The organism is Streptomyces fumanus, from assembly GCF_014655295.1.
Taxonomy (GTDB): domain Bacteria; phylum Actinomycetota; class Actinomycetes; order Streptomycetales; family Streptomycetaceae; genus Streptomyces; species Streptomyces fumanus.
In genome coordinates this window covers 1-12,911 of the sequence record NZ_BNBI01000023.1, presented here as the reverse complement: position 1 = coordinate 12,911, position 12,911 = coordinate 1, and the positions used below count along the sequence as shown (strand labels likewise).

Annotated in this window: 9 protein-coding genes and 3 pseudogenes; 3 read left to right on the top strand and 9 right to left on the bottom strand. The window is 69.3% G+C overall.

All coding sequences use genetic code 11. The annotated features are described in order from the left end of the window. Positions 1–140 precede the first annotated feature (140 nt). On the bottom strand, positions 141–308 hold the full coding sequence (locus tag IE316_RS33855) for a hypothetical protein (RefSeq protein ID WP_190208402.1): 168 nt from the start codon (positions 306–308) through the stop codon (positions 141–143). Between the two features lie 257 nt (positions 309–565). Between IE316_RS33855 and IE316_RS33850 the strand changes: the two genes are divergently transcribed. Continuing rightward, positions 566–790 (top strand): hypothetical protein, encoded by a 225-nt coding sequence (locus tag IE316_RS33850; RefSeq protein ID WP_190208401.1) that lies wholly within the window; start codon positions 566–568, stop codon positions 788–790. A gap of 1,739 nt (positions 791–2,529) precedes the next feature. On the opposite strand, the gene IE316_RS33845 is transcribed toward IE316_RS33850, so the two are convergent. After that, positions 2,530–3,129, bottom strand: a complete 600-nt coding sequence (locus tag IE316_RS33845) for a P-loop nucleotide/nucleoside kinase family protein (RefSeq protein WP_190208400.1) — start codon at positions 3,127–3,129, stop codon at positions 2,530–2,532. A gap of 122 nt (positions 3,130–3,251) precedes the next feature. Then, a pseudogene (gene istB, locus IE316_RS33840) lies at positions 3,252–3,981 on the bottom strand (IS21-like element helper ATPase IstB). A 379-nt stretch (positions 3,982–4,360) separates the two neighbouring features. On the opposite strand from istB, the pseudogene IE316_RS33835 reads away from it, so the two are divergent. Further along, positions 4,361–4,797 (top strand): annotated as a pseudogene (locus IE316_RS33835) (transposase); the annotation flags it as partial. On the opposite strand, the gene IE316_RS33830 reads toward IE316_RS33835, so the two are convergent. The 6 genes from IE316_RS33830 to IE316_RS33805 form a co-directional block, all read right to left on the bottom strand. Next, on the bottom strand, positions 4,751–5,368 hold the full coding sequence (locus tag IE316_RS33830) for a hypothetical protein (protein ID WP_190208399.1): 618 nt from the start codon (positions 5,366–5,368) through the stop codon (positions 4,751–4,753). The pseudogene IE316_RS33835 and the gene IE316_RS33830 overlap by 47 nt on opposite strands. 239 nt (positions 5,369–5,607) lie before the next feature. Next, positions 5,608–5,976, bottom strand: a complete 369-nt coding sequence (locus IE316_RS36150; RefSeq protein WP_308438954.1) for a hypothetical protein — start codon at positions 5,974–5,976, stop codon at positions 5,608–5,610. 1,331 nt (positions 5,977–7,307) lie between these two features. Beyond that, positions 7,308–7,907: a hypothetical protein gene (locus IE316_RS33820; protein WP_229910669.1), complete on the bottom strand. Its 600-nt coding sequence runs from the start codon at positions 7,905–7,907 to the stop codon at positions 7,308–7,310. Between the two features lie 536 nt (positions 7,908–8,443). After that, complete coding sequence (locus IE316_RS33815) at positions 8,444–8,899, bottom strand: hypothetical protein (protein ID WP_190208398.1); 456 nt, start codon at positions 8,897–8,899, stop codon at positions 8,444–8,446. Positions 8,900–8,996: 97 nt separating this feature from the next. Further along, positions 8,997–9,494, bottom strand: coding sequence for a hypothetical protein (locus tag IE316_RS33810; protein ID WP_190208397.1), 498 nt, complete (start codon positions 9,492–9,494; stop codon positions 8,997–8,999). Positions 9,495–9,646: 152 nt separating this feature from the next. Then, positions 9,647–9,991: a hypothetical protein gene (locus IE316_RS33805; protein ID WP_190208396.1), complete on the bottom strand. Its 345-nt coding sequence runs from the start codon at positions 9,989–9,991 to the stop codon at positions 9,647–9,649. A gap of 568 nt (positions 9,992–10,559) precedes the next feature. Here IE316_RS33805 and IE316_RS33800 point away from each other — a divergent pair. Then, positions 10,560–12,911: pseudogene (locus IE316_RS33800) on the top strand (RICIN domain-containing protein); the annotation flags it as partial.

The following is a 12,911-nucleotide window of genomic DNA, read 5'->3' as shown; positions in this document are numbered from 1 at the left end:
CCAGCGGGCGGGACCACCCGGTGGGCACGACCAGGCCGCCCGGCTGGAGGTAGCCGGTGCCTGGCTCCGCCCGCAGGCCGTCCGGCAGTGCCGGGGCGAATTCGATCTCGCGCGTCTCGGCTGTCGCACTGGTCCGGCGCTCATGCCGGCTCCCCGACGGGCCGCGGCACCATCACGACCGGGCGGCCTTGGTGGTCGAGGACGACCAGCGGGTGGCGCTCGCTGGCGGCGTCGAACAGGGCTTGCGCGATGTCCTGGTTGCTGTCGTCGCCCATGAAGTCCACCGGGCACTGAAGGGCGAACCGCACGGCCTCGCGCGACGCGGCGAGCACCGGCGCGCGCAGGCCCGCGCCGCGACGGCGGCCCGGTCGAGGTCGGCGTCGGACGCGTCGTGGCCGATGCCGGAGCCGAGCGCCGCGCCGACGAGGGCGGCCCGGTAGAGGGCGGGGTTGTTGTATTCGCTGATCGTCACGGCCAGGCCCCTCCACACAATAAGTGGCAAGCCACTTATGGGAAAATTCTTCGCGTGACCCCTCAGCGACGCGACCGGCACAGAGACCCAGGCATGATCGTCCGGCCCGGAGAAGCCCTGAAACAGGGGGCCACGCAGGCGCTGAACAACCGCGGCCGGGAGATGCAGGGCTTCGTCGTAGCGTGCCTCAACGCACTGGTCGCCGACCCGGACAGCTTCCTGAGGCGGCTCAGCGGGCACTGGCCCGCGGAAAAGCCCCGCGGCCGACCGCGCAAGGACGCCCACGGCGACGCGGCAGGCGACGCCTCGGCGACCTGACCGCTGGTGGCCCGTTGACCGCCCAGCCGATAGCGGCGGCTTTCCACCGGGCCTGCTTCATACCGCAAGCTCGGGCGCTCGCCGCGCACCAGGCCGTTGTGCAACCGAGCCGCCGTCGACCCGTCGATCGCGGAGGCGGTGGAGCGGCCGACACGGGCGCTTAGCCTCTAGGCGTTCCCTGGTCAGGTGCTGGTGGGCGAGGTCGATGTTGGCGGCCGCGGCGTCGGGATCGGGATCGGTGAAGGCTGAGACGTCGGGTCGGTACGACACCCGTTCCGGCGTCGCGCGCTCCCGTGGTCAGCCCTTGGAAGAACACAAGATCCACGGCTCGACTCATCCTGGAACGATCAGTTACTGCGATAGATCTGTCCGGGACACGATCCGGACAAGGCCCGGACCAGCCCGGACAGTTCGCCGACTGTCCGGGCTGGTCTGATCTCGTTGCTTCTTCTGTCGTTGGCCAGCAGCCTGTCTATGCCTGGCTGATCAAACGGTCGCCAGAGCACAGCCCGCTGGGTCGATGAATCACGCCCAAGACAGGGGTGATCCTCCAGTGCAGTGCTGGTGCAAGCCCGAACACCACTTCCTTCGACGAGGGGATCTCACATGCGTCTACGTCAGGCTCTCGCGACCGCTGCTCTCAGCGGAACGCTCGCTCTCGGGGCTACCACCGTGCCCGCTCAGGCATCCGAGTCGAAGGCTGCATTCGACTATGTCCTCAGCACTACCAACGGCTCTGCGTCTGTCTACGTCAACCGGGACTCCGGAGGTGGGTGGCAGGTCTGCGACGACGACTCTGATGGCATGCGAGCGATAGCCGAAGTCCGGTATTCCACGCAGGTTCTCCGGCTCCAAACCACATCTGGATACGGATCCTGCAGCTCCGAACAGTACCTCTATCCTCGCCCCGTGTACGGCGCCAAGATCTCCGTGAAGGTGTGGGTGCAGGACGGCGCGAACGGAACGCCTCGGTACCCCAACAGCGGCACCTACACGTGGTAGTGAGCAGGCCCGCAGCCAGCAGTCACCAGCGAGCACCCCGCCGAGAGCAAGCCGGAGGAGCGAGATAGTGCTTACTGGGCCCAGTAAGCGGCCTGGCCGCCGTTCAGAGTGACCAGGAGCACCCCGCCGGGAGAGAGACGGCCGGCGGGGTGCCTGAATTTCCGGGCACCCCTTCGCACGCACGCGTAAGGCCCACGCGGCAGCTCCACCGCCCGCCGGACGGAGCCGACCACCATCTCCGGGACGTCCTCCAACGCACGGCCCCTGTCCCTGTGCCCGCGGGCGACGGCGAGGGCAACCGTTACCTGCGAGGAAGGCCACCTGCGCCGACTGCGGAGAGGAAGAGGAGACCCCGCATGTTTGTGACAGGTTGTTTTGGCTCCACCCCGACACTGGAAGTGGCTCCACTTGAGGTGTGACGGGGCCCGGGTGGGGGCGTCAACCTGGCTCCGGCAAGTTGTTTTGGCTCCACCCCCGTTTGGGTGGGTTCTCGGGCCGTGGTGGGGGGCCGGGACGGTAGCGTGAAACGCATCGGATCCGGACCGGACGGAGGGCCCCCGAGAGGCTCGGCGGACCGCAGGATCTCGACCCGTGTTCGATCCGGGACCGTCGGATTCTCCGATCCGCGGTGGACGTCGGGCATGGGCATTGGCTCGGTCGGCGGAGAACGGGCGGGCTCAGCATGGAAGAGGTCGGCGCCCCTGAGGGGTGACGGCCTCTGTGCATGAGCTTGTCGGTTACTGAGATTCCAGGCGTGATGTCGCGCAGCTCCATGGCGTCTGGCCAGCGAATGCGCGGGCGAAGGCTGCGATGTCCGGCAAAGCTGGCTGGTAGCCGTGTGAGGTGTTCACGGTCAGGGTGGGGACGTCCAAGGAGATCGGGACGAAGGAGTCGAGAGAGTGTCCTCCGGCGGCGATGGAGTCGAGCAGGTCTTGGTCGCCATGGGCGGCCCGGTGGGCGTCTTCCTTGGCGCGCTGGATGATGCGGTCGTGGGCAATGTCGGCGTCGGTGCTGCAGCGGATGACGCGGAGATGTGCGAGGCCAGTGAGCGGCTCGAGGTTCGGCCGCCACAGCCGGTCCTGGAAGGCCGCTTCAGCGACCACCGTGATGCCGGCCTTCAAGAGCACCTTCAGTACTCCGAAGAAGGCGTCCAGGGTCGGGTAGTTGAGGGGATCGTCGCCGCCGCTCTGGTAGCCAGGACGGGACATGACCATGCCCTGTTTGATCTCGTCGCGGATGATCGCAGGGCATCCGAGGACACGGGCGAGTTCGTGGGCGAGCGTGGTCTTCCCCGTGCCGGGGCCGCCGCTCACGACGACCAGGGTCGGTGTGCTCATCGCGTCTTGGTCTCGTAAGTCGTCACAGCGGCCAGTATGTCGCCCACAAACCCGCTCCCGGAGCCTGTTTCCCGGGGCCGACGCGTGCTCACGCATGATGGGATTGTGTCTGACCGGCCCTGTCAGCCTTGGCGGCGTCTCTTCTGGGTCTGGGCCAGACGGAAGCTGTCGGTGCCGGTCTCGACGATGTGCGCGTTGAAGGTGACCCGGTCCACGATCGCCGAGCAGAGCCGCGGGTCGGTGAAGGTCTGCTTCAGAACGGGGCGTTCGACGCGATGGCGATCGCCCGTCGTTCCTCGCGTTCGGTGAAGACCCGGAATAGCAGCCTCGCGCCGGTCTTGTCCAGGTCGAGGTAGCCGAACTCGTACAGGCAAAGCAGGTCAACACGCCTGTATCGGGCCAGCGCCCGGTTCAGCTTGTTTTCGTCTGCGGCCTCGGCCAGCTCGTGTACGAGGTTGGCCGTGGTGGTGTAGCGGACCCGCAGGCCCGCCTCGGCGATCGCGGTGCCGATCTCGATCAGCAGGTGGGATTCGCCGGTGCCGGAGTCGCCGATCAGGCAGAGCGGCAGGCCGGCCTTCACCCGGGCCGGGTCGGCGAGGGTGTTGACCTGCTCGGGGACGATGTTCGGGTTCTTGTCGAACTCGAAGTCCTCAAGCCGCCTGGGACGGGAGAATTGGCCTCCCTGACCAGCCGGGCCTTCTTGCGTTCCTCGCGCTGGAGGCACTCGGCTTCCAGCAGGTCGGCCAGGAAGTCCTTGAAAGTGGCCCGCTCCTTCAGCGCGGTAGCGGCCAGCCCCTCCATGCGGGAGCGGATCGTGCGCAGGTGCAGAGTCCGGCAGGCTTCATCGATCACGGTCTCGACCGCGCCGGCCGCGGCCGCGTCCTTGCGGGGGCTGCGGGACCCCGACGTCGAAGAGGGCGGTGCTGTCGGTCATGCGTAACCTTTCGGTTGGCAGGTCAGCATCTGGTCATAGCGATCCACCGACGGCGGTGGGCGCCGGTCCTCGGGCAGAACGGCTCGTCGTGGGGGTCGTCAGCACCCGCCCGACGTTCTCCTCGGCCCAGGATCGCCGTCCTGCGGTTCTCAACCGGTGTTGCGCCAGTTCGTTGGGGTCAGCCCCGCAGACCTGTTCCGGGTAACCGTGCGGCCAAGCGCGATGGCTGGAGGACCCTCCAGGGCAGGCTCAAACACCGCTGCCGACCACATCGCCGCCGCTCAACTGGCCCTCGCCCCGCATCCCGGGGCCCAGTTGAGGATCACGGACGCGGACGGCATGCGGATCACGTGCTTCGCGACCAACACCCCTGACCAGCCGATCTCCGAACTCGAACTCCGTCACCGGCTGCGGGCCCGGACCGAGGACCATATCCGGGCCGCCCGCGCGACCGGCCTGCGCAACCTGCCCCTGCACCACACCGCCCAGAACAAGGTCTGGCTGGAGATCATCCAGATCGCTCTCGACCTGCTGGTCTGGATGCCCATGCTCGCCCTGACCGGCAAGGCCAGGCTTTGGGAACCCCGGCGACTGCGTTCCGCCTGTTCTCCGCAGCCGCCCAGATCGTCACCACCGGCCGGTAGCCGATCCACCGCCTCACCCGGCACTGGCCCTGGACGGATGAGATCACCACCGCACTCGGACGACTCGCGCTCCTGCCCAGCCCAGGCTGACCAGCAGCTTCCCGTCCTCGGATTCCACGGGATCAAGGTGCGGGGCCGTCCACAGCGGTCGCAGCCCGTTGTCTTCGTACCAGTGCCGGTGCTGGCGCTCGACATCGGCCCAGCCCTCCCCCCGGCCACGGGGCAGAACGAGCACGATCGTTGCCGCGTGCCCTGGGTCTCTCACCGTATGCAGGTGCAGCTGTCGGCCGCTGGAATCGATGCCGCTCACTCGCAGGCCGGGGATGCCGGGCACATCGTCCCCGCTGCCCGGTGAGGGAGTCGCGGGCAGCAGACGACTCAGACAGTGCTCGGGGAAGGAGTACCGCTCCTGGCCCATGTAGGCGTCGAGGTGCAGGGTGAGGGACGTGGTGGCGCTGGTCAGTGAGGCGATGCCGAAAGGGTGCGCGCACAGACTCGGGGAGGTGCCCAGATGCTCGAGGACGAGGCTCTCCAGCCGCGCCTGCGCCGGCGAGGCCGCAGGCGCCGGGTGGCTGCTTCGAAGGCCGGCGCGGCGGGACTGCCCACTGCACTCGGCCCAGTAGCGGAGCTTGCGGGACTCCCACGAGGAGCGGTCGCTCACGACAGTGCCTTTCTGACGCGCCTCGGCCCGATCCCGGCACGCCGGCGAACACTGACGAGCTGCTGGGTGTGATCACGGTGGTGCAGGCCGGTGCAATGCCACGCTCCTTGCGTTCCGGTACGCCGGATCGGGCGGCGGTCGGAACGTGGCCCGCCTCGGACCAGTTCCCCAGCATCCGGCACAACCACGGCCGGGCACGGACGACACCGTCACCGGTTCACTCGGACGGGCCCTGTGGTTCAAGCCCGGAGGGGACAGGTGAGCAGGAGCACGCCTTCGGTCAGCTGCCCGGTGAGCTGGGCATCGGTGAGGGCTGTGTCGGTGAGCCAGTCCGCTTGTGTCAGCTGGTCGACCAGGTGCTGCAGCTCGCCGGAATCGACCGGGACCCATGCGGTGAGAGCGTTCAAGGCGATGGCCTGGCCGCCTGGACCGAGGATCCCTGAGGCGTCGGTCTGGGTGGCCAGCGTCAGTGCGAGCAGCCGGGTATCGGCGGTGGTCTTGGCCTTGCGGAGCTTCTTGTCCGAAATGACCTTCTGGACCCAGCCGGAGAGTTTGGCCCGCATTTTCTTGCCGAACGTGAAAGGGCTCGCCTTGTCCTCGTGGGGCACCAGGGAGGGGAAGGTGATCGGGGTGGGGTTCTCGGGCCGCGGGAGGCGAGCAGGTCGTCGGCGGTGCCGGGCAGGGTGAGCCAGCCGCAGCCGGTCAGCTTCTCGACCAGGTCCTCCGGGTCGGTCAGGCCCAGCGCGGTGATGTCCTGGCCGACGAGGTTGCCGGTACCGGTGTGCGCGGTGTGCAGGGTCAGCATGAGCACGGGCAGCCGTGCCTCCGGGCCGGGCAGCGGGCTGTGGTCGGCCACGTACGCGAGGACAGAGCGCGCGTGGTCCCCCTGTGTCGGCATGGTCAACAGGCGCGACACGGCCGGCTCGTCACTGTCCCCGGTGCCGCCGGTGCGCTGTTGGTACTGGAAGCGGGCGGCGGTGGCGGCCTGCTCGGCGCGCCGGGCGTCCAGTCGCAGGCTCACGATGCCGCTGACTTCGGCCCAGGTGGTGAAGGCCCGAGCCTTGCGCTCGTGGAGGTCGGCGAGGAGCGCAAGGTCGGGCTCGGTGCGCTGCTGATAGGCGCGGAAGAGGTCACCGAGTTCGATGAGCTCGTCTCGCAGGGCGACGGGCCGCAGGTTGCGGGGGACGACACGCTGGGCGATCTTCACCTGTGGTGGGCGGCGCCGCGCAGGTGCCAAGCGGGGAGCCGGAAGCCCCGTCCCGGCCACGGCCTGGCGGTCGGAGAACTGCGGAGTGCCCGCGCCTGCGGCCGTGGTTGCGGGGGCCGGGTGGTCGGTGGTCTGCGGCCCGGGAGCCTGGGAGGTGGCCACGGTTTTGCTCCGGGGGTGGCGGCCGCGCACCGTGAGCAGCACTCCATGGCGTGCCACCACCGTCCTTCCCGGTCGGTGATCACGGCCAGGACCACTGGGCCGCCGCATCGCCAGGTTTCGGCACGCGCATGCCGACCAGTGTCGGGCAGATGGGTGTGGCAGCCCTCGGCCCTGCATGCGCAGTACGCCCCAGCCCTGGGGCGGGAGCGGCGCGCAGGTGGGCTCTGAGGTGAGCGATGGCGGCCGCGGACGGCAGACGCTGCTCGGCGCAGGCGGGGCGGCTGCACGAGATGCGCACGGCCGCACTGCCCCGGCTGGCGGCGTTCAGGCGCACAGTCCACCGGCGTCCTGGACCCGTTCGTCCAGCTCGCTCGCCGCGGCCTGCGTCATCCCGCTCTTCCTCCCGGTGTGTTCCCGATACCCGCCGCCTGCCCCTCCCCGTGCCGTGCGGTGCACGGCGAACTCACCGTACGCGGTGCACAGGCCAGGACCGGTGAACTCGCCGTGGCCGCCGACCCCGCGACTAGCAGACAACGCCACACGGTCAGCGCCCCGCCAGCGGTGGCGGTTTCAGTGCGAGGTGTGGCGGTTGGGGTCAGTGCAGCCGCCGACCAGCGCCAGTGTCCGGTCTTGGGGCGGGTTGTCCAGCCACTCCGCGCGCATGGCCTGGAGCCGGTCGATGTCTGAGGCGAGTTCTGGCACCTCGGCCCGCAGCGCGTCGGCCCACTGCCGGGTCAACGGCCGCCCGTTGACGTACAGCTCGCCGTCCCGGGCTCCAACGGCGAACAGTACTCCGCCCCTCTGGGCTGGAATCACCATCGCGCCCACCGGCTCGGCGACCTTGCCCTGGCGCACGAGCACCGCGGTGGCGGCCTGCGCCTTGGTCAGGGCTTCCTCATCCACCGTCGGCATTGCCTTGGGGCCGGAGGGCGGCAGCAGGGGCAGTACGCCGTCATCGGGCGCACCGTCCAGGCCGCGGCCGGCGAGCTGGTTGTTCTCGTAGAAGGTGACCATCCCCGCCAGCAGCGGCATCTGCTCCCGCAGTCGTTCGGCCACTGACGGCGTGAGCCGTTCGCCGTTGGCCAGCACCTGCCCGCTCCTGCCCACCGCGACGGAGAGCACCTTGCCGTCCGGGGTGAAGTGGTACTTCACGTCCGTGCCGCTTGCCATCAGCCCGGTGTCGATCGCGCGGTCCCACAGCCGTGACCCGCTCAACTTCCGCCTGCGGGAACGGCGGGGCCGCATGCGACCGGACCCCGGGCTGGCGGCGCGCGTCACGCGCTGGGCGCTTCTTCTTGATCCGCCCCACCGGCGGCCTCCCTTGCTCACTGGCCTGCCGGTCAACGAGCGCCCCGCACCTGCGGACACGACCGCGCCACCCGAACGGCTCCCCTTGCACCGTGGACGATGGCTTGTGCCGCCGTGTTCTACGAAGGCGCGCTCCGCGCACTCCCACCCGCAGGGGACGATCACCGCGATCTTCCCGGGCGGCAGGATGCGCCACCTGGAGCGAACGGCCTTCAGATGGCGCCTAGCAGGTCGGCGAGGTGGTTGACGGTGCTCGTGGACAGCGGCAGACGGCACTGGTAGACAAGCGGGCAGGTGCTCTCGGTGCGCTCTTCGGTATTCGTCGCACGATTCCAACGGCCGCCGGGAACACCCCGGTTACGGCCGTGCCGAGCTGCTCCGAGTGGCGGTCTTGCTGGTCACAGGCGGGTGGCGAACCGGCCGTCAGGCAGTTTGCGCAGCCAGCCGTGATCGACGAGCCTCACCAGCTTGCTGCGTAGCGGTTCCAGCCTGGACCGCACGCTGATGTCCACCCCCACCACCTCGCCGACCTCACGGGCCATGACCGGTCCGGCGGCCTGCCGCACAGCGGCGATGATGCGCTGGTAGTCCCACGGGAGGGCGTCCTCCTCCACCCCCGGCTCGCGGTGCGGGATCAGCATCACCGGCCGGCCGCCCACCTGCGCGGGCATCGGCGCAGCCTGGGCGCGTTCGTCGGCGAGCTGTCCGGTCATCCGTTCAAGGACGCGTTCGGCGACGGCGAGTTCGTCCCGCTCGGCCCGCCCTTCCGCCAGATGTTTGACCAGATGCTGTTCGAGTTCGTCTAGTTCCGCGCGCCGCGCGGTGATCCGTTCCAGCAGCTCGGGATCCAGCATGCACCGGATCGTAGAAGGCTGCCGGACTACGGCAAGCAAGAACCGGACAGTTCAGCTACCTACTTTTGCTGACGACCGCTTGTTCAGGACTCGATCGCTACGAATGTCGGTTCTGGTCGGGCCGACCATGCGCCAGACGCTGAGCTTCGGCCGTGACCTCGGCATCGAGCTGCGCTAACGTCCTGTTCCCGTACTCAACGATGTCGTACTCGTCATCAAGCTCAGCAAGGCGCTCGGCCAGGGGGAGCTGGTGGCCGAACCGCTGATGGATGCGCAGAGCAAGCTCTCGCGGCGTCAGCCGGCCCCCCAGCATCTGGTGCGCGAGCGCCCGCACGGCAGCGTCCTGCCCGGCCTCGCTGTCGCGCGGGTAGAACACAAGGTCCAGCTCGTCGAGTACTACGGGAAGCAGGTCGGGAACGTCGTACTCCGCCTCGGCACGTGTGTATCCGGCCAGAACGCGCAGTGCCGGGCTGTCCAGTCCGGCGACGAGTGCCGCGCAGGCAGCCTCGACGACATCGTGAGCATGGGCCTCGCCGATACTCCAGAGAACAGCGAGGTCTTGCAGGTCATCGGTTGCGGCCTCGATCGGCGACACCTACGCATGATCCCCTGCGCAGGATGATTCCGTCGACTGCCTTTCGACTCAGGCGCTGCCCGCGCTGACGGACGATCTACTACTCAGACAGTCGCCCGGGATCAGCACGAGTACGCCGAGGATCGGTCACACCAACCCTTTGACCTGCGACTTCAAGTTGGCGGGGGCTCAGTGGAGCCCACCGGCCGGGACCGGTCGATACCGTGCTCGGCTCCCACTTCCACGGTGGTGCGGCTACCGGTGGGTATCGGGTGTGGAGTGGAACGCGTGCGCCAGTACCAGCGCTCGTCGCGCATCGCCTCCAGGGTGTCGGCGGTGTCCGGGTAGTCGGGGTCCTGGATGACGTTCGCCGTGAACCGGATGGTGCTGCGGGCAATGCCCAACACCGCCATGGTGGGGAAGTCCCGTGGCCAGTCCCGCAGCGTGGACAGCAGCACGCACCCGACCTCGTCCAGAGCGAAGGAGTCCGCGCACGGATCGGTGGTCTCCCCGTCCACGGTCGTGACGGCCAGATGATGTCCTCGGCGAGCCGCAGCAGGACGAACGCCAGTTCCGGGGTCGCCTCCACCCGCCCAGCGGCGTAGGTGCCGCCGCGCTTCTGCAGTGCCCCGACCCGGAAACCGGCTGGACCCGCCGGTCGGCGGCACGAGGGTTGTCGGTCGACCACGAACCGTTCGCGCTGGTTGCGCCGCTTCATGTGAATGACAGGTTCCAGCCAATGCCCTCTACATCTAGATTCACTCTTTCGCTATCCCTCCCCACCAGAAACACATGGTGAGCACATCTTCATTACATGGCGTGTGTCGATGTGGATCAAGCCAAGTGTCGATCGGTGATCTGGTTGGGCGATCCGGGGACTTGGGTGAATGGGCCGCCGCACCGGGCGGGATGAGCTGCTTCACCGGTGCGCGGTCATCACGCGGCCGGGGGAACCATCGTCGAGGGGGCTTCGTCATGCCGCGGGGGCGGCCGTCGCAGCGTGCCGGTGTGCATGTCGGTTGGTGTCTGGCTCTCGTTCGACGCCGGTGACTTCGTCCGCATCCGTCTCTGGCAAAGGATGCCCCCTTGCGTTTTAGACGCCGTCACAGACCGCCCGAAATACTTTTCGATAGATCGTCACAGCACACACGTTCCCGCGTAAGTTGCCGTCTACCCAGGCTGAGTTCCGTCTCCAGACCTCTCATTCCCCTGGTGGCTGCTGGCGCGGTGCTGGCGGGTCTGCTCGGCCCCGAGCCCGCACCGGACGGCTCGCCCGACGCCACCGTGGTGGCCGACAGTTATGTCGGTTTCGACGCCGAGGCCGCCGAGCAGCTACGGCAGGACCAGTGTCTGATGGCGAAGGCGCTGCGGGTCGGCGGTTCCGAGATGAGCGCGCTCGCGCAGGGCGGCCTCAACCAGAGCCCCGAGGTCACCGACCACCTCGCCCGCTGGCAGGACTACTGGTCGGCCGGCGGACCGGGCTGGATCGGTAACAGCCCGCTGATCGTGCACATCCACGCCGCGTCCGACAAGTGCCTGGAAGTGGCCGGCGATTCCAAGGCCGACGGCGCGGTGGTGCAGATGTACACCTGCGACGGCGGCGCGAACCAGGACTGGCGGATCGAGGGCGACGCCCTGGTCAACGTCAACTCCGGCAAATGCCTGAACGTCAAGAACTCCGGGACCGCCAATGGCACCGTCGTACAGCAGTGGACGTGCAACCAGAGCGGCGCCCAGCGGTGGCAGTACACCGCCCGCGCCACGACCACGCTGAAGAACACGGGCACCGGCAAGTGTCTGGACATGCACACATACGCCAACAGCCAGGACGCCTGGATGTGGACGTGCAACGACACCGACCCGCAGAAGTTCGACCTGGTGCCCGACGGGCACAACGGCACGGACGACCTGGACTACCCGACAAGGGAACAGTTCCTCCAGGCTGCAAGGAACCTAACTCTCGCGCAGCGCAGAGCCACCGTGCAGCTCGCCACGCTCAAGACCCAGCTCGAAGCGGCCAACGCGGCTGCCGCCGAGAGCGAGGCACAGTTGCAGGCCGCCTACGCCGTCGCCGACCGCGACGGCGTGCCCCGGGGGCGCGGGCTGCTGGTCGGCCTGCAGAAGGCGCAGGTGACCAAGGCGTCAGCCGCTGCTCTGGAGGCGATGTACCAGGCCGGCCAGACGGCGTTGGAGGCCACGAAGGCCGCCGCCGGGGACAGCGCCGCCATCACGGCCAGGGCGGTCACGCAGGCCGCCGGGACCCGGGCCGCGTACCGGACCGAGGCTGCCGCAGCGGCCAAGGACCAGGCGAAGGCCGCCGCTGCCGGCGCCGCCGCCCAGGCAGCCATTGCCAAGAAGGCCCGGGAGACCGCGAAGGCCAAACTCGCCGAGACCCAGCAGGCCGAGGCCGACGCCAAGGCCGCAGCTGCCACCGCGCACGCCAAGCGGCTGAGCGCGGAGAAGGAGGAGGCCACCGCCAAGGCGGAGAAGGAGACGGCCGCCCAGAAGCAGGCCGAAGCCGCCCAGCACAGAAAGGCCGCCGAGGGCTACGCCACCGAGGCCGACGACGCCAGGGACCGGGCGAAGACCGCGGACGCCATCGCCACGCGCAAACGCGAAGGTGCCGAGGCCGCCCGGGACAAGGCCAAGGAACTGCGCGACGACGCCTGGGACGCCGAGCAGAAGGCTGACGCCGCCCGCGCCAAGGCCGACGCGAAGGAGGCATACGCCCAGGCATCGGAGTCCGAGGACAACGCGCAAGCGGCCCGGCAGGCCGCCAATGACGCCGATGCCGCAGCCGACGACGCGGAAGCCGCAGCGGCCTCTGCCCGCGCTGAGGCGGACAAGGCGACACAGGCAGCGGCCGACGCGGACGCCGCCGCCACCCGGGCGGAGGCCGCGGCCAAGCGGGCCCGCGCCGACGCCGACGGCGCCCAGGCCGCCACTGAAAGCCGACGCGGCGCTACGGACCGCCACCAGCGCGGCGGCGGAAGCCATCGCCGCGGCCAAGACCGCCGCCACCGCGGCCCGCGAGGCCGACGAACTCGCCGATGAAGCCGAACGGCACGCCGCCGACGCCAAGGACCAGGCGGACGCGGCCAACGCCGAAGCGGCAACCGCGGTCAAGGGCTCCAACGAAGCCGCCGGACACGCCTACACCACCTCACAGGCCGCCGCCGACGCCGGCAACGCCGCCGCCCAGGTCGCCGACCCGGCCAACGACGCCATCCAGCTCGGTTCCCCCTACATCACCACCGACTCCGCCGCCGGACTGGCCGTAGGGGCAGTCGTCGAAGACGATCGCCGAACAGCAACTGGCGGTGGCCCAGGCACACGCCCAGAACGCGGCTCAGGCCGCAGCCCAGGCGCAAAGCGTGGCCAACGCCGCCACCGAAGACGCCCAAGCAGCCGACCGCGCCGCGGGCAGAGCCGAAAGCC

Excerpts from the sequence above, each read along its gene's own strand:
- IE316_RS33815 (WP_190208398.1), bottom strand. The coding sequence starts at position 8,899 with ATGCTGGATCCCGAGCTGCTGGAACGGATCACCGCGCGGCGCGCGGAA.
- IE316_RS33845 (WP_190208400.1), bottom strand. The coding sequence starts at position 3,129 with ATGAGCACACCGACCCTGGTCGTCGTGAGCGGCGGCCCCGGCACGGGG.
- IE316_RS33850 (WP_190208401.1), top strand. The coding sequence starts at position 566 with ATGATCGTCCGGCCCGGAGAAGCCCTGAAACAGGGGGCCACGCAGGCG.
- IE316_RS33820 (WP_229910669.1), bottom strand. The coding sequence starts at position 7,907 with ATGGCAAGCGGCACGGACGTGAAGTACCACTTCACCCCGGACGGCAAG.